The sequence below is a fragment of the Iodidimonas sp. SYSU 1G8 genome, assembly GCF_039655775.1.
GTDB lineage: Bacteria > Pseudomonadota > Alphaproteobacteria > SMXS01 > SMXS01 > RI-34.
The window spans coordinates 1,972,897-1,994,741 of the sequence record NZ_JBBYXJ010000001.1; the positions used below are offsets into that span (position 1 = coordinate 1,972,897).

Annotated in this window: 21 protein-coding genes; 6 read left to right on the forward strand and 15 right to left on the reverse strand. The window is 65.6% G+C overall.

Annotation, left to right across the window (positions count from 1 at the left end; all coding sequences use genetic code 11):
• Window positions 1-8: 8 nt before the first annotated feature.
• Complete coding sequence (locus tag WJU17_RS09350) at window positions 9-635, reverse strand: sulfotransferase family protein (protein ID WP_346327054.1); 627 nt, start codon at window positions 633-635, stop codon at window positions 9-11.
• Window positions 636-827: 192 nt separating this feature from the next.
• Here WJU17_RS09350 and WJU17_RS09355 point away from each other — a divergent pair, with 192 nt between their 5' ends.
• Genes WJU17_RS09355 through WJU17_RS09365 form a run of 3 tightly spaced genes read left to right on the forward strand, consistent with a single transcriptional unit; the run spans window position 828 to window position 3,493 of the window.
• Window positions 828-1,580: a glucose 1-dehydrogenase gene (locus tag WJU17_RS09355; RefSeq protein WP_346327427.1), complete on the forward strand. Its 753-nt coding sequence runs from the start codon at window positions 828-830 to the stop codon at window positions 1,578-1,580.
• Window positions 1,581-1,584: 4 nt separating this feature from the next.
• A complete protein-coding gene (locus WJU17_RS09360) occupies window positions 1,585-3,042 on the forward strand; it encodes an NAD(P)/FAD-dependent oxidoreductase (RefSeq protein ID WP_346327055.1) in 1,458 nt (485 codons plus the stop codon).
• 16 nt (window positions 3,043-3,058) lie between these two features.
• Window positions 3,059-3,493: a nuclear transport factor 2 family protein gene (locus WJU17_RS09365; RefSeq protein ID WP_346327056.1), complete on the forward strand. Its 435-nt coding sequence runs from the start codon at window positions 3,059-3,061 to the stop codon at window positions 3,491-3,493.
• A 30-nt stretch (window positions 3,494-3,523) separates the two neighbouring features.
• On the opposite strand, the gene WJU17_RS09370 is transcribed toward WJU17_RS09365, so the two are convergent.
• The 9 genes from WJU17_RS09370 to WJU17_RS09410 form a co-directional block, all read right to left on the reverse strand.
• Window positions 3,524-4,366, reverse strand: a complete 843-nt coding sequence (locus tag WJU17_RS09370; protein ID WP_346327057.1) for an HNH endonuclease signature motif containing protein — start codon at window positions 4,364-4,366, stop codon at window positions 3,524-3,526.
• A 33-nt stretch (window positions 4,367-4,399) separates the two neighbouring features.
• Window positions 4,400-4,651 (reverse strand): MoaD/ThiS family protein, encoded by a 252-nt coding sequence (locus WJU17_RS09375; protein ID WP_346327058.1) that lies wholly within the window; start codon window positions 4,649-4,651, stop codon window positions 4,400-4,402.
• Window position 4,652: 1 nt separating this feature from the next.
• Window positions 4,653-6,920: a xanthine dehydrogenase family protein molybdopterin-binding subunit gene (locus tag WJU17_RS09380; RefSeq protein ID WP_346327059.1), complete on the reverse strand. Its 2,268-nt coding sequence runs from the start codon at window positions 6,918-6,920 to the stop codon at window positions 4,653-4,655.
• Window positions 6,917-7,399 carry a (2Fe-2S)-binding protein gene (locus WJU17_RS09385; RefSeq protein WP_346327060.1) on the reverse strand — a complete coding sequence of 161 codons (483 nt, stop codon included), beginning with the start codon at window positions 7,397-7,399 and terminating at the stop codon, window positions 6,917-6,919. Before WJU17_RS09385 ends, WJU17_RS09380 begins: the two co-directional genes overlap by 4 nt.
• Window positions 7,399-8,256, reverse strand: coding sequence for a xanthine dehydrogenase family protein subunit M (locus tag WJU17_RS09390; RefSeq protein ID WP_346327061.1), 858 nt, complete (start codon window positions 8,254-8,256; stop codon window positions 7,399-7,401). The genes WJU17_RS09385 and WJU17_RS09390 overlap by 1 nt, the downstream gene beginning before the upstream one ends.
• Window positions 8,257-8,415: 159 nt before the next feature.
• The gene (locus WJU17_RS09395; RefSeq protein WP_346327062.1) at window positions 8,416-9,858 is read right to left on the reverse strand and encodes a phosphotransferase family protein; all 1,443 of its coding nucleotides are present in this window, start codon (window positions 9,856-9,858) and stop codon (window positions 8,416-8,418) included.
• A 101-nt stretch (window positions 9,859-9,959) separates the two neighbouring features.
• A complete protein-coding gene (locus tag WJU17_RS09400; RefSeq protein ID WP_346327063.1) occupies window positions 9,960-10,460 on the reverse strand; it encodes a hypothetical protein in 501 nt (166 codons plus the stop codon).
• A gap of 165 nt (window positions 10,461-10,625) precedes the next feature.
• On the reverse strand, window positions 10,626-11,084 hold the full coding sequence (locus WJU17_RS09405) for a nuclear transport factor 2 family protein (RefSeq protein ID WP_346327064.1): 459 nt from the start codon (window positions 11,082-11,084) through the stop codon (window positions 10,626-10,628).
• A 138-nt stretch (window positions 11,085-11,222) separates the two neighbouring features.
• Entirely contained in the window at window positions 11,223-11,843 is a 621-nt protein-coding gene (locus tag WJU17_RS09410) for a peptidoglycan-binding domain-containing protein (RefSeq protein WP_346327065.1), read from the reverse strand.
• 564 nt (window positions 11,844-12,407) lie between these two features.
• On the opposite strand from WJU17_RS09410, the gene WJU17_RS09415 reads away from it, so the two are divergent.
• From WJU17_RS09415 to WJU17_RS09425, 3 genes are all read left to right on the forward strand, one after another.
• Entirely contained in the window at window positions 12,408-13,541 is a 1,134-nt protein-coding gene (locus WJU17_RS09415) for a type III PLP-dependent enzyme (protein WP_346327066.1), read from the forward strand.
• 9 nt (window positions 13,542-13,550) lie between these two features.
• The gene (locus WJU17_RS09420) at window positions 13,551-14,120 is read left to right on the forward strand and encodes an N-acetyltransferase (protein WP_346327067.1); all 570 of its coding nucleotides are present in this window, start codon (window positions 13,551-13,553) and stop codon (window positions 14,118-14,120) included.
• A gap of 126 nt (window positions 14,121-14,246) precedes the next feature.
• Complete coding sequence (locus tag WJU17_RS09425; RefSeq protein WP_346327068.1) at window positions 14,247-15,680, forward strand: saccharopine dehydrogenase C-terminal domain-containing protein; 1,434 nt, start codon at window positions 14,247-14,249, stop codon at window positions 15,678-15,680.
• Window positions 15,681-15,693: 13 nt separating this feature from the next.
• On the opposite strand, the gene WJU17_RS09430 is transcribed toward WJU17_RS09425, so the two are convergent.
• The 5 genes from WJU17_RS09430 to WJU17_RS09450 form a co-directional block, all read right to left on the reverse strand.
• Window positions 15,694-16,029 carry a MerR family transcriptional regulator gene (locus WJU17_RS09430; protein ID WP_346327069.1) on the reverse strand — a complete coding sequence of 112 codons (336 nt, stop codon included), beginning with the start codon at window positions 16,027-16,029 and terminating at the stop codon, window positions 15,694-15,696.
• A gap of 3 nt (window positions 16,030-16,032) precedes the next feature.
• Window positions 16,033-16,959, reverse strand: a complete 927-nt coding sequence (locus WJU17_RS09435) for a DnaJ C-terminal domain-containing protein (RefSeq protein ID WP_346327070.1) — start codon at window positions 16,957-16,959, stop codon at window positions 16,033-16,035.
• A 141-nt stretch (window positions 16,960-17,100) separates the two neighbouring features.
• Window positions 17,101-19,479: a TonB-dependent receptor gene (locus WJU17_RS09440; RefSeq protein ID WP_346327071.1), complete on the reverse strand. Its 2,379-nt coding sequence runs from the start codon at window positions 19,477-19,479 to the stop codon at window positions 17,101-17,103.
• A gap of 80 nt (window positions 19,480-19,559) precedes the next feature.
• A complete protein-coding gene (locus WJU17_RS09445; protein WP_346327072.1) occupies window positions 19,560-20,582 on the reverse strand; it encodes a hypothetical protein in 1,023 nt (340 codons plus the stop codon).
• Window positions 20,579-21,805 carry a phosphotransferase family protein gene (locus WJU17_RS09450; RefSeq protein ID WP_346327073.1) on the reverse strand — a complete coding sequence of 409 codons (1,227 nt, stop codon included), beginning with the start codon at window positions 21,803-21,805 and terminating at the stop codon, window positions 20,579-20,581. The genes WJU17_RS09445 and WJU17_RS09450 overlap by 4 nt, the downstream gene beginning before the upstream one ends.
• Window positions 21,806-21,845: the final 40 nt, after the last annotated feature.

The following is a 21,845-nucleotide window of genomic DNA, read 5'->3' on the forward strand; positions in this document are numbered from 1 at the left end:
GCCCCTTGTCAGCGGGGCGGAGGGAAGTGCTGCTGGAACTCCTCGGTGGTGTTCACCTTCGGATAGGGCGCCGCCGGAACCGGCACCCCGAGGAAGCGGCACAGCGGCTCCCAGCCGTCCGAGGCCTGGAACACCAGGAGGCGATCGGCGGGAATCACCTTCCGCACGGTTTCGTTGTGACGGTTGTAGACCGCGATGGCATGGGCCCGGTCATCGATGTCACCGCCGAACGTATTCTCGATGACCAGCTTGCGCGCCATCTCCATCTGAACCTGCACGTTGGGCGGCGCGCCCTCGCGCGGCATCTTCATGGCGCGGAAAATGGTGGCCTGGCAGCTGTCGTACCATTTGTCCGCGTCGCGCAGGCTGAGGATGACCTTGGCGTCGGGATAAAGCTCGGCAAGTTCCCGGTAATAGTTGCAGGCGGGCCAGTCGACCGTCGCCTTGTAGCCCTGGAAGACGTCCTCCCAGTCGGGCGCGGCGCCATGGGCGATGTCATGCCATTTGCCGCCGAAGCCGTGCTGCATGACTTCCATCATGTGATAGCACGGATCGAAGCCAAGCAACTCGAGCGCGCCCTTGAGCGACAGCGTGCCGGTTCGGCCGAAGCCGGCGCCAATAACCGAAAGAGCCATGTCTCCCCACCCTTTAATCAGGTTTATGAACGGCGCCGCGTCCGGCCCGGAACAGGCGACCATTCCCCCAGCTTACCTCAGGAGCCGCCCGCCGCCACCCGGATAAATCCGTGGCAGCGCGGGGTGGTATGACGCATCCTTGGACCGCGCGACACGGGAGAGCCGCGCGACCATCAAGCGGGGAGAGACATGATGAGCGGACGATTCGATCTGACCGGCAAGGTCGCCTTGGTCACCGGCGGCAGCCGCGGGCTGGGCAAGGAAATGGTGCTGGCCTTCGCCGAAGCGGGCGCCGACGTGATCATCGCCAGCCGCAAGCTGGAGAACTGCAGGACACTGGCGGACGAGGTCGCCCAGCGCTTCGGGCGCAAGGCGCTGCCCTATGCCGCCCATGTGGGCAACTGGAACGAACTGGATGGCCTGGTGGACGCGGCCTATGACGCCTTCGGCAAGGTGGACATCCTCGTCAACAATGCGGGCATGTCGCCGCTCTATCCATCGCCGGAGGATATTTCCGAGGCGCTGTACGACAAGGTTCTCGACATCAATCTGAAGGGGCCGTTCCGCCTGAGCGCCCTGGTCGGCGGCCGCATGGCGCGCGGCGATGGCGGCTCGATCATCAACATCTCCAGCATCGCCTCGCTGCGGCCGACGGCCAACGTCATCCCCTATGCCGCCGCCAAGGCGGGCCTGAACGCCATGACCATGGCCTATGCCCACGCCTACGGGCCGACGGTCCGCGTCAACTGCATCTGCTGCGGCGCGTTCCGCACCGACGTGTCGAAGGCCTGGGACATGGAGGCCGCCGAGTCCCGCGCCCGCACCAATTACGCGCTGCAGCGCATCGGCGAACCCGAGGAGGTCGTGGGCGCGGCCCTCTACTTCGCCTCCGACGCGTCGAGCTACACCACCGGCGCGGTGCTGACCGTCGACGGCGGCCGCTGACCACATGGCCGGCGCCCGTGAAAAGGGACCACGGGTCGCGATCCTGGGCGCCGGCATGTCCGGCCTGTGCATGGGAATCGCCCTGAAGCGCGCGGGATTGGACGATTTCGTCATCTACGAGAAGGCGGACAACGTGGGCGGCACGTGGCGCGACAATACCTATCCCGGCGTCGCCTGCGACGTGCCGTCCCACCTCTATTCCTATTCCTTCGCGCCCAATCCGGACTGGAGCCACGTCTATGCCCCCGGCGCGGAAATCCAGGCGTATTTCGAGCGGTGCGCGACGATCTACGGGCTGTGGCCGCATATGAAGCTCGGCCAGGAAGTCACCGACGCCCGTTTCGACGAGGCCGGCCACCGCTGGCGCCTGACGACGGGCGCCGGCGAGCACGACACCGCTGATGTACTGGTCAGCGCCATCGGCGCGCTACACATACCGAACCACCCCGACATCGCCGGTCTGGACGGCTTCGCGGGCAGCGTGATGCACTCGGCGGCGTGGAATCCCGGGATCGAGCTTTCCGGCAAGCGCGTGGCCGTCATCGGCAGCGCCGCGAGCGCGGTGCAGATCGTGCCCTCCATCGCCGACGGGGCCGGGCACATCGAGGTGTTCCAGCGCACGCCCAACTGGATCATCCCGCGCCTCGACCGTGCCTATCCCAAATCATGGAAGCGCGCGTTCCGGCGTTTGCCGTTCCTGGGGCGGCTGCACCGCTGGCAGCTCTACTGGATGCTGGAGAGCCGCTTTCCCCTGTTTCTGCGCCGTAACCGCCGTAACGAGCGGGAGAAACGGCTCGCGCTGCGGCACCTGGAGTCGCAGGTGCCCGACCCGGACCTGCGGGCAAAGCTGACGCCCGACTATCCGCCCGGCTGCAAGCGCATCCTGGTGTCAGACGATTACTACCCGGCGCTTGCCCTCGAGCATGTCCATTTGGTGACCGAGCCCATCGCCCGGATCGAACCGGACGGCATCGTCACCACGGACGGCGCGCTGCACCATGCCGAAATGATCATCCTCGCCACCGGCTTCCGCACCACCGACATGCCGAAGACCGAAATCACCGGCCGCGGCGGCCTCACCCTGAACGAGGCATGGAAGGACGGCATGGCGGCGCACCGAACCGTGGCCGTTCCGGGCTTTCCCAATTTCTTCATGCTGTTGGGTCCCAACAGCGGCCTGGGCCACAGCTCGATCATCTTCATGGTCGAGCAGCAGGTGCGCTACCTGATGCAGTGCCTGCGGAAGCTGGTCGCGCGCCGCACCATCGAGCCGCGCCCTGACTCGGCCGCCCGGTTCGACGCCGCCCTCCAGCGCGGCCTCGCCGGCACCATCTGGCAGGCCGGCTGCAAGAGCTGGTATCAGGACGAGAACGGCAAGATCACCACGCTTTGGCCGCACGGCACGATCCGCTACTGGTGGGACATGCGGAAGGTGCGGTTCGGCGAGTACACATTGAAATGACAGGGGAGAAATCGCGATGTCCACCGGACCGATGGAAGACGTCCTCGCCATCCGCGAGTTGGTCGAGCGCTATTGCGACGCCGTGATGCTGAAGGACCCCGCCCTCTGGGCGACGACCTGGGCCGAGGACGGCGCGTCCTGGGTGATGTACGGCAATCTCATGGATGGCCGCGATGTCATCGTGTCGCGCTGGACGGAGATGATGAGCGCGGTGAAGTCGATCAGCTTCTTCCCCATGATGGTGTCCGTCGACGTGAACGGCGACACCGCGACCAGCAAGAATTACTTCAAGGAAGACATTGAGTTGCATGACGGCCGGACCTACAGCTCCACCGGCTACTACAACGACGTGCTGATTAAGCGGGAGGGGCGCTGGTTCTTCGAGACGCGGACGCATACGTCACTGCACCGGAGCGCGCAGATTTCAATCGTCACCAATGTCGAAAATTGAACGTTACATGCCAAAATTATTATTATATAATTATTTATTACTAATTTTTGTTTTCATTTCTTTCTCTATTTCAATTTTACCTATACTGTAATGAGCCTTCTTATGATCATTTGGGCATAACGCAATCACATTCGTAGCAGTATCGTTCCCTCCTTCCCCAAGGGGCACGATGTGATGAGTCTCGAGATAAATTGAACCATTTTCCATTCTGAAACCCGGTTCACCGCAATACTCGCACCGGCCAGCAGCCCTTGTGAGAGCGTGTGCGCGGACTGTTCGGCTCCGCACATAGGCAGAGCCAAAAACATCAATTTTTTTGGCTTTCGATTGCTCGAAATCATTTAGGTCGAATTGATCTACGTAATGCTCCTGTGGAGCACTACGATACAGTTCAAATTCACCGTTGGAGCTATCGTAGTTCCGAACACTCCAAATTTCAGAGTCTAGTTGTCGCGCCGTAACCACCGACGGAGTCGCATTCGGATCACCAGTGTTACGCTTGGATCCATCGTTGATTATAACATAGATAGGCAAATTGTACTTAAATGCGGATTGCAGCAGGAGATCAACTTTATTCGCTCGCCTAGCCCATGCCGGTTTACCGCCCGGTCTAGAATGAACTAAAGCGTCATCTCGATAATTTCCCTGATACGACACAATACTATCTTTCAATATAAGGGAATCATGCCACAAATTTAGAACAATGAATCGCCCAGGCTCTGCATAACCCCACTCATAGCAGTATTTTGGATTTGCTTTGTAATTTTTAGACGAATAACTAGATTTCCAATCAGACGTATCTAATCCGATTTTTTCCAGTAAATCGAAAACCAACTCCTTTCTCTTGGGTAGCAACTTAATGATTTCACTCATGCAGACCTCTTGCTAAAATTCGAAATTCCTTATTCACCCACCCCTGATCGCCGGCAGGAAATAGACCTCCGATTCCGGCCCCACTTCCTCGAGGAAAGCATCCTGGTGAACCACCCCGTCGATGGCGACGGCCATGGCGTCGGACTCCAGCACCTCGGCGATGCCGGGATAGCGCTCCTCCAGCGCCCTGATCAGGCGGCGGACGTTGCTGCCTTCGCAGCGGACTTCGACCTCGCCGCCGGCGAACCGGCGGCCCAGGTCTCCGGACAATACGACCCGCGCCACCTCAGCCTTTCGCCTTCTCGGCCGCCTCCAGCGCCGCCAGCACCTTTGGCGGCGAGAACGGCAGGTCGCGCATGCGCACGCCCACGGCGTCGAAGATGGCGTTGGCGATGACCGCGAGCGGCGGCACGATGGGCGCCTCGCCCACGCCGCGCACGCCGAAGGGGTGGTTCGGGTTCGGCACCTCGATGATCACCGCGTCGATCATGGGCAGGTCGGACGCCACCGGCATGCGGTAGTCGAGGAAGCCCGGGTTCAGCAGCCGGCCCTGGTCGTCATGGATGTATTCCTCGTTCAGCGCCCAGCCGATGCCCTGCACCGCGCCGCCCTGCATCTGGCCTTCAACATAGGACGGATGCACCGCCTTGCCGGCATCCTGGAAGGTGGTGTAGCGCAGGATGGTAATCTTGCCCGTCTCGCGGTCCACTTCCAAATCGCACAGATGGGTGGTGAGCGACGGGCCGGCGCCGGCCGCGTTGATGGAGGCGTGGCCCATGATCTGGCCGCCGGTCTTGGCGGCCTTTTCGGCGATCTGGGTGATGGTCAGCGAGCGGTTGCCGGTGGCTTCCTGGGCCGCGCCATCGCGCCAGACCACATTGTCGACGTCGATGTCCCAGATCTTGGCGGCGCGCTCGCGCATGATCCGCACCGCGTCCTCGGCCGCCTGCACCACGGCCATGCCGGTGGCGAAGGTGACGCGGCTGCCGCCGGTGACGTCGTTGAAGGCGATCGCCGTGGTGTCGACGATGGACGGGCGCACCTTCTCGGCCGCGACGCCCAGCACCTCGGCGCACATCATGGCCAGCGAGGCGCGGCTGCCGCCGATATCGGGGCAGCCTTCGACCAGCGAGATGGTGCCGTCGCGGTTGACGACGACGGTGGCCGCCGACTGGCCGCCGATGTTGATCCAGAAGCCGCTGGCGACGCCGCGCCCCTGGTTGGGCCCCAGATTGGCCTTATAATGCGGGTGGTCCTTGGCGATCGACAGGCATTCGAGGCCGCCCAACGGACCGTGGGTAGGTCCATAGGGCGCCTTGGAGCCTTCGACCGCCGAGTTCTTCGCCCGGAAGTCGATGGGATCCATGTTCAGCTCGCGCGCCAGCTCGTCCAGCACGGACTCGAAGGCGAACGCGCCGTTCGGCGCGCCGGGCGCGCGATAAGCATGGATCTTGGCGATGTTGACGACCACGTCATAGCCGGTGATCGACAGGTTCGGAATGTCGTAGGGCGCCGAACAGAACATCACCGCCGCGCCCACCGGCGAGCCCGGGAAAGCGCCGGCCTGGAACTTGATGACCACCTCGGCCGCGGTGATGGTGCCGTCCTTGGTGACGCCGATCTTGGCGGTCATGGAACTGCCGGAATGCGGACCGGTGGCGCGCAGCACCTCGCCGCGCGTCATGGTCATCTTCACCGGCCGGCCCGAGGCCTTGGCCAGCATCAGCGCCAGCGGCTCGAGATAGACCGTGGTCTTGCCGCCGAAGCCGCCGCCGATCTCGGCCGGGATCACCTTCAGCGACGAGGCTTCCATGCCCAGCATGTTCACGCACAGATCGCGGATCAGGAACTGGCCCTGGCTGGAGCACCAGACCATCGCCTGCCCGTCCTCGGCATAGTTGGCGACGCAGCCCTGCGGCTCGATATAGCCCTGGTGCACCGGCTTGGTGGTGTAGGTCCGCTCGATGACGATGTCGGCTTCTTCGAAGCCCTTGGCGATGTCGCCCTTGCCCACGAAGATGCGCTTGGCGACGTTGGACGGCTTCTCCGGCTTCGGGTCGACGCCGTCGGTGAACAGATCGTCGTGCAGCAGCGGCGCGCTCTCCTGCATCGCCTCGTCGACGTCGATGACGTGCGGCAGAACTTCATACTCAACCTCGATCAGGCCGAGCGCCTGCTGGGCGATCGCGTCGGAGATCGCGGCCACGGCGGCGACCGGATGGCCGTCGTAGAACACCTTGTCGCGCGCCAGCAGGTTCTTGGCCAGATGCTGGGCGTTGATCGCCGATTCGCCGGCCTGGGTGATGCCCGGCGGCGGCAGCGGCAGATCGGCGCTGGTGATCACGGCCTTGACGCCGGGCAGCGCGCGCGCCTTGTCGGTGTTGATCGACCGGATGACGGCGTGGGCGTGCGGGCTGCGCAGAACGCGGCCCCACAGCATGCCCGGCAGCGTGAAGTCCGAGGCGTAGTTGGCGCGGCCGGTGACCTTGTCGGCGCCGTCATGGCGGATCGGACGGGTGCCGACGACCTTGAATGACTTGGGTTCGTAGGTCATGCCTGTTGCCCTTTCATCCCGGCGGCCGCGTGCTGCACGGCGCGGACGATCTTGTCATATCCGGTGCAGCGGCACAAATTACCGGCCAGCCAGTAGCGGATCTCGGTTTCGGTGGGATCGGGATTGCGATCGAGCAGCGCCTTGGCCGCGACGATGAAACCCGGCGTGCAGAAGCCGCATTGCAGGGCGGCATCCTCCAGGAACGCCTGCTGAACCGGATGCAGCCGGTCGGGCGCGCCGATGCCTTCGATGGTGACGATTTCCTTGCCGGTCGCCTCGACCGCCAGCATCAGGCAGCCGCAGACCAGCGTGCCGTCGACCATGATGGAGCACGCGCCGCAATCGCCGGTGCCGCAGCCCTCCTTGGTGCCGGTCAGGCCCAGCGTGTTGCGCAGCACATCGAGCATGGTCTCCGGCGCCTCGCACAGGAACTCGACGGGATCGCCATTGACGGTGGTGGATACATGAGATTTGGCCATCAGCGTGCTCCCGCCCGTTCAAAGGCGATCAGCGTCGCCCGTTTCGCCAGTACCCCCACCACCTTGCGGCGGTAGTCGATGGTGCCGCGCTTGTCGTCGATCGGCCGGGCGGCGGCGCCGGCCAGTTCGGCGAGCTTCGCCAGCACGGCATCGTCCAGCCGCGAGCCGATCAGAATCTCCGCGGCCCCGTCCAGCAGCAGCGCCGTCGGCGCCACCGCGCCGATGCCGACCCGCGCGTCGGCGACGGCGCCATCGGCATCGAGGGTCAGGTTCACGGCGGCGCCGGCGACGGCGATGTCCATTTCCGTGCGGGGAATCATGCGCAGATAGGCGTCGCCCGAGCGCGCCGGACGCGCCGGCAGCAGGAACGAGGCGACGATCTCTCCCGCGGCCAGCGAGGTCCTGCCCGGTCCGGTGGCGATCTGCTCCACCGGCACGGAACGCCGGCCGTTCGGGCCGACGATCTCGGCCACCGCGCGCGCGGCGATCAGCGCCGGCGTGGTGTCGGCGGCCGGCGAGGCGTTGCACACGTTGCCGCCCAGGCTGGCCCGCCCCTGAACCTGCGTCGAACCGATCAGCCCGGCGGCCTCGACCACGCCCGGCCAGGCCTGCGCCAGCGCGGCATGATCGGTGATGTCCGCGCCGCACACCGCCGCGCCGATGCGGAAGCCGTTGCCCGTGTCGGAAATGGTCCGCATCTCGGCGATTCGCTTCACGTCGATGACCGCGCCCGGCGCCGCGCTGCCCGCGCGCAACTGCACGAGAAGGTCGGTGCCGCCCGCGAGAACACGGGCGCCGGCGACCGACGCCAAAGCCGCCACGGCCTCTTCGACCGAGGCTGGTGACTGATACTGCATTGAGTTTATCCCACCCTGAGCTTCACTGAATCGCGCCATCCCCAGCGCGATCATCACATCTTCCGATCACGGCCGGTTGCACCCGGGCCTTGTGGCGCGCTTATCAGGCCCTGGAGCCGTGCCGCCTGACGCGAGTATGAGTCCCTTTGCGCCGCCGGATCAAGTGTCCTGCCGCGCCCACTCCCGCCGCAGCCTTTCCGCCGTGTCCCTGACATGGCGGCGATACAGCGGGATGCCGCGATAGGCCATGTCCAGCGCCGGATAGGCGCCACTGGTGAAACCACGCCAGGCGATGCAGCAGCACACGGCGTTCCGGACACCGCGCCAGATGGCGTAATAGGCGCTGCTGGCGGGGTCGGGATCCTGGCCGCCGGCGGAACGATAGGCCCTGAGAAATTCGGGCCAGGCGACAAGCGGCTCGACCCACGGCCGGCACGCGGCGAGATCCTCTGCCGGATCGCCCGGATGGGCGAATTCCCAATCCAGCAGGGCGGCGATCCGCGTCCCGTCCACGGCCAACGAACCGGCGCTCAGATCGCCATGCAGCAGCGAGGTGCGCGCGGCCCCCGGCGGCGTATGGTCCAGCAACCACAGGAACGCCGCCTGCAGCGTCGGCGACGGATGGGTTCGCAGCGCCAGCCAGCGGTCGCGCCAGGTCTCGACCGCCGCGCGGATTTCCCGGCGAGGATCGTCGGCCGGCGTGAACCCGGCCGCCGCGACCACACGCGCGTCGAGACTGTGCAGCCGTCCGAGGATGCGGGCAAGGGCGAGGCAGGCCTCGGCGCGGCTGTCGTCATCATCGGACTCGCTCCAGCGCGAATCGGCGCCCGGCGGCAGCGCGGCGGACAGCATGAAGGGCTGGCCCAATGGCGCCGCCTCGGTTTCGCACCAGAGCGGCTCCAGAACGGGAAAGCCCGCCTGGTGAAGAATGCGCAGCACCGCGAATTCACCGCTGACGGACATTCCCGGCGGCGTGAACGGATAGTCCCGGCGCAGCAGCATCTCCCGCCCGCGGCCGATGCCCGATGTCAGGAGAATCTGGGAGGTTTCCCGGCAATGGCCACGCGGCACGGCCCTGATCCGCGAGACCGAGGCCCCGGCATCGGCTGGAAACACCTCGCGCGCGTAGGCGGTGAGCCGTGTCTCCGACAGGGGCGTCAGTGATTCGGCGAGCCGGATCGGGGCGCGCTCGCGTTCCGAGCCGAGGAGACTGGCCTCCCGGTCGAACAGCAGCAGGTCGGCGCCGACCGCCTGGCTGATCGCGGTCTCGCGGCCACCGTCGCCATCCAGCGCCGCCAGTTCCGCGTCGAGCGCCCGCAGCAGGCCTTCGTAGTCCGGCAGAGAGCCAGCGATATCGGATGTCAGCGCCGCATCGCCGGTCGCGGCGGGCATGGCGGACTCCGGGCCGCGCAGGCGCGCGAGGGCTTCCGCCTGGGCGCGCGTCAGCGGCTCGACCTGTCCCGGCAGGTCACGCTGCCACACGGTGAGATAGGCCAGCAGCTCGCTCATCATGGCCGCGGCCTCGCGCGCGGCAGGCAACGCGAGCTCGGGCGCGATCACCGCGTCGAGGTCGCGGCGAATCGCGCTGAGCAGCGCAGCCATCGTGCTATTCCGATCCGACAATCCCGCCCCCAGAGACCGGCCAACTTATCCACAGACACTAGACGAGTTGCGAAACCGGCCAAAGCCCTTTGCGCAGGCGCTCAGGAACCGCCGGTCAAGGGCGCGTGGAGCGGGGCTTCGCGGTCGGCCTGCCGCTTCATGTAGCCCCGCAACGCCTTCACCAGACGCTGCGCCCGGCGCTCGCCCAGCGGCTCGGGGTCCGCCTCCGCGGTCGCGAGCGCCTTGTCTATCAGCGCACGCAGCCGCCGGTTCTCGGCCTGCAGCACGGCAAGCGCGGGATAATGGGCGGGCGTGTGCCAGACCCGGTCCAGTTCCTTGGCGATCTCCGCCGCCAGCCCGGACCAGTTCGGCGCGGGCAGATGGCCGGTTTCCTGCGCGATGGCCGCGAGCAGCAGGCGCTGATCGGCGATGTCGTTCCAGATGATCTCGCCCTCGCACTCGATTCGCACGGCGAGCGCGTCGAGCTGGGTGTTGATCTCGCGCAGATCGGCGGCAAGGCCCGGATCGCCCATGGCGGGCAGCACGCGCTGGCGGAGCGTGCGGGCGATGTTCTCGATGATGTCCCTGCTGGTCGTCTTCATGGCAGCCGCGCCCCGATGCCGGCGCGGCCTTCTAATGAATAGCGACGATCCCCGCCCATGCGGATCATCATGCCCTCCTCTGAAACGCTGGCGCGTTTCGCCCAATATCCGGCGACAGTAGCGCCGCCGCGCGAGGGGCAGCAACGAAAAAGCGGCGGGCGCCCGTCAGCCGTTCACGCCAGGCGTGCGGTAGCCGAAGAAGCTGCGGTTGGGCCACAGGAAGTCGATGCGGGTGCGGGCGATCAGCCATTTGCCGTCCACCTTGCGGTAGACGTCGTCATAGACACCGAACAGCGCCAGCGGATTCGCCGCGTCCTCGCGCAGGTTGAGATCGAGCAGATACCAGCGGCCATTGGCCTCGGTCGGCCCCAGCAGCCTGATCCACGGATTGGTGTTGGCGTGCATGAACGAGAACGGCCGGTCCGGCGCGGCGAACTTGGCGTAGTTGGTCCGGATCGTCTCGCGGCCGACCCAGTTGCCGCCATATTCCTCGGTGAACTCGCACACGGCGTCCTCGGTGAACAAGGCCGCGAGGTCGTCGATCTGCGCGCCATCGAAATAATGCGAGTACATGATGCGCAGATTCTTGATCTCTTCGATCTCGAGCAGTTCCTCGATGGTCATGGCATTCCCCGTGCTGAACGCGGCCACCCCGCGGCCGCGGCAGGAAGACTAGCGCGCGGCGCCTGCACAGTCACGCGCGCTTCCAACGAAAAAGGGCCGCCTCGCGGCGACCCTTTCCCGGTGTCGGATGTCCGGGTCTCAGGGCTTCTTGGCCCCGGTTTCCTTCTGGATGAAATGCGCCAGCGTGGTCGAATCCGGCACGCCGGTCTCGGCGATCTTGTTCGCCTTCTGGTACGCCACCAGCGCATCCTTGGTGCCGGCGCCGTAAAGACCGTCCGGCGTGCCCTTGAAGAAGCCCTGTTCCTTCATCTTCTGCTGCATCCACATCAGCGTCGACTGGCGCAGCGCCGCGTTGGCGTCGCCCACCGTGACCTCGACCAGCTGGGACTGTACCGGCACCCGGTACGGACCGAGCACCTTCATCAGTTCGAGAACCGCGGTCTCGAAGCGGAAGCTGGGCTGCAGGTTGCAATAGTTACGCACCATCTGGCCGATCACCGCCGCCGACGTGAACGGCGCCACGTCATAGGTCTGGGCCTGCAGCGCGTTCAGGCCGCTGAGATAGCCGTCCATCCACGACAGGAAGGGCCGCACGTCCTCGGCCGTGCCGCCCACCGCCTTGAGAAAATCCGAACAGGGCCGCGCGCCGACACCGCGCACGATGTAGTTCCCCTTGGCGTCGGCGGCCATGGCCTGCTGGCCGGTCATGGCAACCACCATCAGGAGGGCGGCGGCGGTGGTCCGGGAGAAAATGTTCATGTAGTCAGCACTCGCGCAGTGGGAATTCGGGGACCGCGCCGCCCCGGGAAAACACCGGAAACGCCGCGCGCCGCGTGTTCCGGAGGGAGTACAACGGCGGCCGGAGTGTATCCGCTGCCCCGCGGCGAAACAAGCCGAGCCGGGGCCGCGCTGGCCGTCGCGCGGTCCCCCGGGCAAAGCGTTGGGCGGCTTGGAAAATTGTCATAATTTTTTCGTTGATTTCGGGGGTCGAAACTCATATCTCACTGTCTGCCCATAGTCGCACGTGCCCATAGACGCCGGCACAACGTTCCGACAGGAATGAGGCGTCATATAGCAACGACGGTGAGGGCTTTTTTGGTCTCAGTCGGCTGTCCAAAAGCTGGCGACACTGAAGAGGCACACCATCCTTGCCGACGTGCGGAACGGTTCTCCCGCTCCAACCTGAAGGCACCCACCGGAGTTTTCGCCATGGTGTGGCGGGTTCTCCATTTCGGTCTGTAGGAATCTTCCCAGGTTCGGCGCCTCCATCGCGTCCCCTGTGCGGAAGCCTGCCGGCAGCAATGAAGGTAGGGGTTCGAGCTCATGGCCACCCAACGCGTTCTTGACTATCTCGCCACCGCACGTCCGGAAGGCCCGTGCCTCGTCGTCGATCTCGACGTCGTCCGTGACAATTACCGTGCGTTCGCGCGCGCGTTGCCGGAGACGCGTATCTTCTATGCCGTGAAGGCCAATCCGTCGCCGGAGGTCCTTCAGGCGCTGGCCGAGCTCGGCTCGTGCTTCGACACCGCGTCGGTGCCGGAGATCGAAATGGCGCTGGCCGCCGGCGCGACGCCGGACCGGATCTCGTTCGGCAACACCATCAAGAAGGAGCGAGACATCGCCCGCGCCCGCGCCCTCGGCATCGACCTCTACGCGGTCGATTGCATCGAGGAAGTGGAGAAGATCGCGCGCCAGGCGCCCGGCGCCCGCGTGTTCTGCCGCGTGCTGGCCGATGGCGAAGGCGCCGAATGGCCGCTCAGCCGCAAGTTCGGCTGCGTGCCGGCCATGGCCATCAACGTGCTGGAATCGGCGCGCGACCTGGGCCTGTCGCCCTACGGCATCTCGTTCCACGTCGGCTCGCAGCAGGGCAACGTGGAGGCGTGGGACCGTGCGCTGGCCGATGCCTCCATGGTGTTCCGCACCTTGGCCGAGCGTGGCATTCAGCTGGGCATGGTCAACATGGGCGGCGGTTTCCCGACCAAGTACCTGAAGGACGTGCCGCGCGTCGACGCCTATGCCCAGGCGATCTTCGGCGCGCTCCGACGACACTTCGGCAATCAGCTCCCGGAAACCATCATCGAACCGGGCCGCGGCATGGTTGGCGACGCGGGTGTGATCAAGGCCGAGGTGGTCCTGATCTCGCGCAAGTCGGACGAGGACAACGTGCGCTGGGTTTACCTGGACATCGGTAAATTCGGCGGCCTCGCGGAAACCATGGACGAGTCCATCCGTTATCCTATCCGCACCCCGCGGGATGGTGACGCGATGGCCCCCTGCGTGCTGGCCGGACCGACCTGCGATTCCGCGGATGTGCTGTATGAACGGACTCCGTACCCGCTCCCGATTTCGCTCGAGATCGGCGACGAGGTCCTGATCGAGGCAACGGGTGCGTACACCACCACCTATGCGTCGGTCGCCTTCAACGGATTTTCGCCCCTGCAGGCGATCGTCATCTAAGGCACGGCCATGATTACTATTAGGACCGAGACGGCGCTGGACATTCCGGCGCGGGAGAGTCTGCTGGACCGGGCCTTGCCCGGCCGGCACCTGAAGACCTGCGAGAAAATCCGGCGGGGCCAGAGCCCTGCCGAAGGCCTCGCCTTCAGCGCCTTCAAGGGCGACACGCTGGTCGGCACGGTGCGCCTGTGGCACATCCGCGCCGGCTCGGCCGACGCCCTGTTGCTCGGCCCCATCGGCGTCCTCCCGGAATGCCAGGGCCTGGGCATCGGCACGCTGCTGATGGACCACGCGCTGGCGGCCGCCACCGCGCGCGGCCACGGCGCGGTCATCCTCGTCGGTGACGCGCCCTATTATGAACGCTTCGGCTTCACCACCGAACTCGTCCGGGACCTGACACTGCCCGGCCCGGTGGAACGCGATCGCTTCCTGGCGATCGAGCTGATCGCCGGCGCGCTTGCCGGCGCATCGGGCATGATCGTCGCGGGCGCGGAGCTGGAGGACGACCGATGGAGTCCGCAGGCGCTGCCCGTCAACCCGTATCAAGACACCGAAACGGCGCGGCCACTCGCGGCGTAAGACACCATTTCCGGGCGAAGCGGCCGCAGAGCCGACGTCCGGTAAATGTGACACATCACCGAAATGGAACGGCTCCATAGTCCCCGGAGGACGAAGAGCCGTCCAATAATCATTGAGGAGTCCCCCATGACCGCATGGCCCATTCACGCCCGTTTCGACGGACCCATCGTCATGATCGGCTACGGCTCGATCGGCCGCGGCACCCTGCCGCTGATCCTGCGCCATATCGACGGCGACCGCTCGCGAATCACCGTGATCGATCCCGACGACAGCCATCGCCAGATGGTCGAGGCCGAAGGCGCCAACTTCATCAAGGCCGCCGTCCTGGAGGATTCCTACCTGGAGCTGCTGAGACCGCTGCTGACGGCCGGACCGGGCCGGGCCTTCATGGTCAACCTGTCCGTCGACGTGTCGTCCGTGGCGATGATGGAACTGTGCAAGGACGTGAACGCCCTGTACATCGACACCGTCGCCGAACCATGGCTGGGCTTCTACACCGACACCAGCAAGAGCGTGTCGCAGCGCTCGAACTATGCCCTGCGCGAACGCGTGCTCGATTTGCGCCGGCGCCGCCCCGGCGGCCCGACGGCCGTCAATTGCTGCGGCGCCAATCCCGGCATGGTTTCCTGGTTCGTCAAGCGCGCGCTGCTCAACCTGGCCGGCGATCTCGGCATCGACGCCGGCACGCCGGCGAGCCGCGAGGACTGGGCCGCGCTGATGCAGCGCGTTGGCGTGAAGGGCATTCACATCGCCGAGCGCGACACCCAGCGCGCCCGCACGCCAAAGCCGCGGAACGTCTTCGTCAACACCTGGTCCGTGGAAGGTTTCGTTTCGGAAGGCCTGCAGCCCGCCGAACTGGGCTGGGGCACCCATGAAAAGGCGCTGCCGCCGGAAGGCCGCACCCACGAGGGCGGCTGCGGCGCCGCCATCTATCTGCTGCGCCCGGGGGCCGGCACCCGCGTGCGGTCCTGGACGCCGACCGCCCAGGCCCAGCACGGCTTCCTGGTCACGCACAACGAGTCCATCTCCATCGCCGACTACTTCACCGTGCGCGAGGGCGACAAGGCCGTGTACCGCCCGACCTGCCATTACGCCTATCACCCCTGCGACGACGCGGTGCTGTCGCTGCACGAAATGGCCGGCTCCCAGTGGCAGCGCCAGGACTCGTGGGTGATTCTGGACGAGCACGACATCGTCGATGGCATCGACGAACTGGGCGTGCTGCTCTATGGCCATGGCAAGAACGCCTACTGGTACGGCTCGCAGCTGTCGATCGAGGAAACCCGCGAGATCGCGCCGCATCAGAACGCCACCGGCCTGCAAGTCACCTCGGCCGTGCTCGCCGGCATGATCTGGGCGCTGGAGAACCCGGAACGCGGTATCGTCGAAGCCGACGAAACCGATTTCGAGCGCTGCCTCGAGGTTCAGCTGCCCTATCTCGGCCCGGTCGTCGGCGTCTATACCGACTGGACGCCGCTGGCGCACCGCGACGCCGGACTGTTCCCCGACGAGCTCGATGCCCAGGATCCGTGGCAGTTCACCAACGTGATCGTCCGCTAACCGCCGGAAGGCCTCAGGCCGATCCGCGCAATTCCCGGAAGGTGCGGGCAATCTCCGCCCGCACCGCTTCCGGCTGGCTGTCGACGGCCCGGCCGAGGGTCCGCAGGGCGCTGCGTAGCCCGTAGACCTGATCCATCAGCGACAGGATCACCGGCACCTCGTCGTCGCTGACCTCGAGTTGCTGGGTCAGATGGTGCACGAAACGCACCCGGGCGACGTCCACATCCGTGAAGACACGGCGTCGCCCCTGCCGCGCCGGCTGGATCCAGCCGCGCCGGACCCAGGTCCGCAGCCGGGTGGCCGAGATCTCGCCCACCGCCGCGATCACATCCCGTTCCGTCAGTGTCATGGCTCAGTCCTTCATGCCCGCGCGCGGATTGTAGCCGTGCGCCTCACGCCAGCTTTTCATGAACGCTTCGAGGTCGGCGTCGATGGCGGGCGGCGAGACGATCTTGAGCTTCACCCGCTGATCTCCCGCCGCTCGGTCCTTGCCGGCCGGCACGCCCTTGCCGCGAAGGCGCAGGGTCTGGCCGCTGCTGGCGCCCTTCGGGACGCTCACGCTGACCTTGCCGCTGACGGTCGGCACCTCGACCTTCCCGCCCAGCACCGCTTCGTCGATGGAGATGGGCAGCTCGACGACGATGTCGTTGCCGTCGCGCTCGAACACCGGATGCGGCCGGACCTCGATCTCGACCAGCGCGTCGCCGTCCGGGCCGCCCGCCCCCGGCATTCCCTTGCCCCTGAGGCGCAGCGTCTGCCCGCCTCGCGTGCCCGGCGGAATCGCCAGGTCGAGGGTTCGGCCGTCCGGCATGGTCACCCGCTTCTTGGCGCCATTGACCGCCTCGAGGAAGTCGACCGCCATGTTGTAGCGCAGGTCCTGGCCCTTCATGCGCGCGCTCCGGCCACCGCCGCCGGGTCGGCCGGAGCGCTGGAACATGTCGGAAAACAGGTCCGACAGGTCGGCGAAATCCTCGAAACCCGCCGAGGATTGATAACGTCCGCCGCCCGCGCCATCGGCATACTGCCGATAATAATCCTGTTGCGGGGCGCGTTCGGTGCCCGAGGCATCGATCTCGCCCCGGTCATAGCGGGACCGCTTGTCGGGATCGCCGACAATGTCATAGGCGGCCGAAATGGCCTTGAACCGGTCTTCGGCCTTCTTGTCTCCCGGATTCAGATCGGGATGGGCCTCCTTCGCAAGCTTGCGGTAGGCCTTCCGGATGTCGTCCTGCGCGGCGTCCCGGGCGACGCCGAGGACCTTGTAGGGATCTTCACTCAAGGGGCGATACCTCTTTGGGACTCAACGTTTGCCAAGCATATGGTGCCTGATGCGCCAGACCCAAGAGGCGATGCGCCGCCGGAATAAAATCAGGCCCGCAGTGCTCGCGCTGCGGGCCTGAAATCCGCCGGTTTCGGAGGCCTAGAAGCGGTACTGCGCCTGCAGCACCAGTTCGCGGCCCCGTTCCAGGGTACCCAGCAGGTCGTTGCGCGACCCGCCCGGCTTGTCGGTGGCGCTGAGGATCGCCATCTCGTTGGTGAGGTTGCGGCCGATCAGCGCCAGTTCCCAGGTATCCTCCGGATTGTGGAGCCGGACGCTGGCATTGAGCTTGGCATAGCCTTTCTGTCGGCTGCCCGGTGCCTTGATGTCCTGCGCCCAATAGGCGCTGACATACTTGACGTCGCCGGTGAAACCGATGTTCAGCCAGTCGGCGATGGGCGTGTCGTAGCTGAAGCCCAGCGAGCCCGCGATCCGCGGCGCCAGGGCCAGCGGCGTGCCGCTGAGATCCTGGGTCCGCGACGTGGTGGAGCCGCCGACGCCGACGCAGCCCTCGGCGGCGGTCTGACCGTTGAAGCAGGGCGCGTTGGACCAATCGCTGAAGTTGGCGACATTGTAGGTGAACGACGCCCGGAAATTCAGGTCATCGGTCGCCTGGAAGAAGGCCTCGGCCTCGAAACCCTTGCTGACGGCGCTTGCCGCATTGAGCGTGCGGAACGAGGTCGTCGCGATGTCCAGCGAAGAGCGTTGCAGGCCCTTGAACTCGTAGTAGTACGCGTTCATGTCCAGCCGCAGCATGCCGTCGAGCAACAGGGCCTTGTAGCCGATTTCGCCGCCTTCCGCGGTTTCAGCCGCGAACGACAAGCTTTCGGCGGTGTTGAGCGGGTGCCGGAGCAGAATGGCCGTTTGCGAGACGCCGCCAGACTTGTAACCGGTACGGTAGGCCGCGTAGACCGACTGACCGGGCGTGAAGCGCCAGCTCAGCGTGGCCTCCGGCGACCAGTTGTCTTCCTTCAGGTCGATCAGCAGCGGATCGCCGGTCGGACGCAGCGCCGTGAAGGCCGGATTGGCATAGATGTTCACGTTGACGGCATTGAGTGTCTCGCGCGTGTAGCGAACGCCGCCCGCCAGTTCGAGAGCGTCGGTGATATCCCACAGGATCTGGCCGAATCCCGACCAGGTTTCCCGCTTGGCCAGATCGTTCGGCCAGTAGCCGATGATGAAATCCACGTTCGGGTCCACCGGTACGCGCGGACCGAAGCCGCCCCGGCCGACCGTGAAGCTTTCGCGTTCGTTATTCTCGTAATAACCGCCGATGACGAAATTGACCGGCCCATCGAACTGGGAGTTGAGACGCAGCTCCTCGCTCCATGTCGTCGTCTTCTCGCCGTTGACGCCGGGGAAATGGACTTGCGTGGTCATGGCGTAATTGCCAAGACCGCTCGTATCCAGATGATAGTAGCCGGTGACAGAATTGATCGAGAAGCTGCCGAAGTCGTATTCCAGATCCAGCGAGCCCAGCACCGTCTTGGTATCGGTGAAATACTCGCCATTCTTGGTCAGCGGATAGTTCTGAGCGATCCCTGCCGGCAGCGCGCCCGAGGAACGGTACTTGTCGGGTTTGCAGTCGTCATAGATATCCACCGCCGTGATCGTGCCGGCCGTCGTCGTCGGATGGGCCGCGCCTTCGCGGCACGAGACCACCTGCTGCCCGCCGGTCAGCTCGTTGTCCTTGTACTGGCTGCCCAGGATCTTCAGCGTCGCCTTGAACCGGTCATTGGGCGTCAGCACCGCGGTGAAGCGGCCGACCAGCGTTTCGGCGGCCGGCGTGCGCTTGTTGTTGGTCGCGCCGGGAAACGGAAACTCGGGCTCCCACGGATTGGCGATCGGACCCGAGGTGTTGTGCAGCCAGCCATCCATCTTGCTGGCGCGCACGGCGAGGCGGATACCGAGCACGTCGTTGATCGGTCCGCCGATGCCCGCCTCGATGAAGCGCTCATCGGCGCGGAACTCGAAGCCGCCCTTCACGAAACCTTCCCACTCGTCGCCTGGACCCTTGGAGCGCAGCGAGATCACGCCCGCCGGACTGTTCTTGCCGAAGAACAGCGCCTGTGGGCCCTTCAGGACCTCGACCTGCTCCAGGTCGAAGAAGGCAGCGCTGGCGATGTAGCCGCGGCTGACCTGGACGCCGTCCACATTGATGCTGACCGCCGATTCGATACCCGGATCGGTGGCCGCCGAGGAAATGCCGCGAATGGCGATGGTGCCGCCATTGCCCGACGACTGGCGGGTGATCTGGACCTGGGGAATCAGGTCGCCGATCTGCGCCAGATTGGTCGAGCCGTAGCGCTCGATTGCCGTGTTGTCGACGACGCTGACGGCCACGGGCACGTCGAGAATGGTCTCTTCCTGCTTTCGCGCCGTGGTGGTCACGGACTCGATGGCGGTGTTCTGGGCATAGGCCGGTCCGGCCACGCTCAGGGCCAGGCAAACGCTGCCCAGCAGCCTTGTCTTGTGGTTCATTGCGTTCGATCTCCCCTTGAAACGATCTGTTGTTGAGATTCCCGTTATCCTCGCCGGCGCGTTGAGTGGCCGGCGTTCGTCTAGAACCGGGCGAACCGGCGCACGAATTCGTTGTACTGAATGTCCTGTGTGTCGCCCCAGCCGATCCGGCCGTCGCATTCCCAGCGCGTCAGGCAGAAATAGACGTTCATGTTCTGCCAGGTCTGCCAGGGCATGCGGGCGTCGACGGTGCCCCGGATGCGGTGCACCTTGCCGCCCGCATCCTCGACCTCCATGGTCTTGGTGCGCGGCGCCAGGCCATCGGGCTCGCGCACCGTCAGCAGGCCGGCCCGGGTGACCGGAAACGTCTCGCCGTCCCGCCGCACATAACCCCAGATCAGGTTCTTGCCCGGCGGCGGTGAGGTGAACGTACCGGCCCATTCGGGCTCGAGCGCGGCATCGTCATAGGCGAGCACGTGGAACGCGAAGTCATCGCCGAACACGCCGACCATCCAGCTGATCGGCGGCGCGATCCGCGCGACCTCATGCCTTTCCTGTCCCCAGGACCGGTCACGGCTGAAATAGCCGTCGATGGTGAACGCCTCGCCGTGCAGGTTGAGCTCGCCATCCACCTTCATCGCCTGGGTGAAATGAAACCCGCCCGGCCGTCCCGCCGGCGGCATGATCGCGGTCTGCGTCATCCGGAACGACACATCCCTTTCCGGGTCCTTGCAGGTGATCTCGACGGATTTGAGCGGCTCGATGACGCGGATGCGCAGGCCCAGCGGCGCGATGGTGTAATCGTCGATATCCCCGTCGGGAAAAGGCAGGAAGTGAAAATGGTTGACGTACTCGCACGCGAGCGTCGACCGCTTGATGCCGCGCCAGATATAGACGCTGGCGCTCATCACCCGCAGCGCCGGGTGAAACCAGACATAGACCTCGCCATTAAGCCGCTTGTCCGGAATGTTGAACCCGAAATAGGACGTTTCCGTGCTGGCGTAACCGGCATCGGGTGCGACGGGATGGAGCAACTCGTCCTTCGGCGAGACCGTCGTCAGCGGCGCGCCGGCCATCTGGGCGGCAGGCTGGCCCCCCGCCGAGACCACGCGGGTTTCGCTCATGCGTTCATCCTTTCCAGCTTGTCGGCGACGTCCAGCACGAAGCGCCGATAAAGTGGTACGCCCTGATAGCCCATCTTGAGGGCCGGATACCGGTCGGTGAGAAAGCCGTTCCACGCCACCGAGCAGGAGACCGCGTTGCGCACGCCGCGCCACACTTCGTAAAAGCGCGCACCCGCGTCGCTGTAGCCGCCGCCACCGGCGGCCCGGTAGGCGGCGAGAAACGCGTCCCACGGCATCAGCGGCTCGACGAACTGGCGGCAATAGCCCAGATCCTCGGCCGGGTCGCCCAGATGGGAAAACTCCCAGTCCAGCAGGGCGGTGATCCGTCCCTCGTCCGTCAGGATGTTATGAAAGCCCACATCCGAATGGATGATCGACAGGCGCTCGAGATCGGCCGGCACGTTCGCGCGCAGCCAGGCGAACCCCCTCTCCAGGATCGGCGACTCGTGGATCTTGTGCCGCCGCCAGCGATCCTCCCATTCGGCCACATAAGCGAGGATCTGGGCCGCGGGATCACGATCCGGCGCCGCGCCCAGCACATCCGGCGAAATGGTGTGCAGGCGCGCCAGGATGACAGCGAGTTCACCGCATACCGAACGGCGGACAACCTCGTCCTGCTCCCATGCCCCGGTGCCGTTGTCCCCGGCCATCCGGCGGGACACGATGAAGGGCTGGCCCAGCCAGTGCGGGTCTGGCTCGCACCACAAGGGCTCCGCGAGCGGCAGGCCACGGCCTTCCAGCGCGCGCAGCAGCGCGAACTCGTCCACCACCGTATTCTCTCCGGGACCAAAAGGCAGGTCGCGACGGATCACCGCGTCCAGCACGTCACCGCCGGGCCGCGTCGCCCGGAACAGGAAGGTATCCTTCGAATATCCCGCCGTGGCCCGGTCGATATGCTCGACCACCGCACCGCCCCAGCCGGGAACCTTGGCGGCAAGGAAAGCCGCCAGACGCGTCGGGGTCACCTCGACTTCCAGCGCCGACAAGCGTGCGGGCGCCTCCGCGGCGTCACGGCGTGCCGACGTGAAATGTCCGCTGTAGCGGGCCTGCTCGGCGGTACCGGATTGCTCCTGATGCCAGGCGACCAGATGCCCCAGCATGTCGCTCATCATCGCCGCCTTCGTCCGCGATTCGGGCGAGGAAAGCTCCGGCTGAAGCACGAGCCCCAGATCGCGCCGGATGGCGCTGAGCGTCTGCGCGATGATGGCGCGCTCTTCGATCACATTCTCTCCCCTTGTCGCGCGTATGGCTCGCGCTTGAGGC

What these genes read in the sequence shown, in the direction of transcription:
- WJU17_RS09390 (WP_346327061.1), bottom strand. Translation starts at nt 8,256, where the DNA reads ATGCAGTATCAGTCACCAGCCTCGGTCGAAGAGGCCGTGGCGGCTTTG.
- WJU17_RS09365 (WP_346327056.1), top strand. Translation starts at nt 3,059, where the DNA reads ATGTCCACCGGACCGATGGAAGACGTCCTCGCCATCCGCGAGTTGGTC.
- WJU17_RS09395 (WP_346327062.1), bottom strand. Translation starts at nt 9,858, where the DNA reads ATGGCTGCGCTGCTCAGCGCGATTCGCCGCGACCTCGACGCGGTGATC.
- WJU17_RS09360 (WP_346327055.1), top strand. Translation starts at nt 1,585, where the DNA reads ATGGCCGGCGCCCGTGAAAAGGGACCACGGGTCGCGATCCTGGGCGCC.
- WJU17_RS09380 (WP_346327059.1), bottom strand. Translation starts at nt 6,920, where the DNA reads ATGACCTACGAACCCAAGTCATTCAAGGTCGTCGGCACCCGTCCGATC.
- WJU17_RS09410 (WP_346327065.1), bottom strand. Translation starts at nt 11,843, where the DNA reads ATGAACATTTTCTCCCGGACCACCGCCGCCGCCCTCCTGATGGTGGTT.
- WJU17_RS09440 (WP_346327071.1), bottom strand. Translation starts at nt 19,479, where the DNA reads ATGAACCACAAGACAAGGCTGCTGGGCAGCGTTTGCCTGGCCCTGAGC.
- WJU17_RS09415 (WP_346327066.1), top strand. Translation starts at nt 12,408, where the DNA reads ATGGCCACCCAACGCGTTCTTGACTATCTCGCCACCGCACGTCCGGAA.
- WJU17_RS09420 (WP_346327067.1), top strand. Translation starts at nt 13,551, where the DNA reads ATGATTACTATTAGGACCGAGACGGCGCTGGACATTCCGGCGCGGGAG.
- WJU17_RS09370 (WP_346327057.1), bottom strand. Translation starts at nt 4,366, where the DNA reads ATGAGTGAAATCATTAAGTTGCTACCCAAGAGAAAGGAGTTGGTTTTC.
- WJU17_RS09350 (WP_346327054.1), bottom strand. Translation starts at nt 635, where the DNA reads ATGGCTCTTTCGGTTATTGGCGCCGGCTTCGGCCGAACCGGCACGCTG.
- WJU17_RS09385 (WP_346327060.1), bottom strand. Translation starts at nt 7,399, where the DNA reads ATGGCCAAATCTCATGTATCCACCACCGTCAATGGCGATCCCGTCGAG.
- WJU17_RS09425 (WP_346327068.1), top strand. Translation starts at nt 14,247, where the DNA reads ATGACCGCATGGCCCATTCACGCCCGTTTCGACGGACCCATCGTCATG.
- WJU17_RS09355 (WP_346327427.1), top strand. Translation starts at nt 828, where the DNA reads ATGAGCGGACGATTCGATCTGACCGGCAAGGTCGCCTTGGTCACCGGC.
- WJU17_RS09445 (WP_346327072.1), bottom strand. Translation starts at nt 20,582, where the DNA reads ATGAGCGAAACCCGCGTGGTCTCGGCGGGGGGCCAGCCTGCCGCCCAG.
- WJU17_RS09405 (WP_346327064.1), bottom strand. Translation starts at nt 11,084, where the DNA reads ATGACCATCGAGGAACTGCTCGAGATCGAAGAGATCAAGAATCTGCGC.
- WJU17_RS09430 (WP_346327069.1), bottom strand. Translation starts at nt 16,029, where the DNA reads ATGACACTGACGGAACGGGATGTGATCGCGGCGGTGGGCGAGATCTCG.
- WJU17_RS09400 (WP_346327063.1), bottom strand. Translation starts at nt 10,460, where the DNA reads ATGAAGACGACCAGCAGGGACATCATCGAGAACATCGCCCGCACGCTC.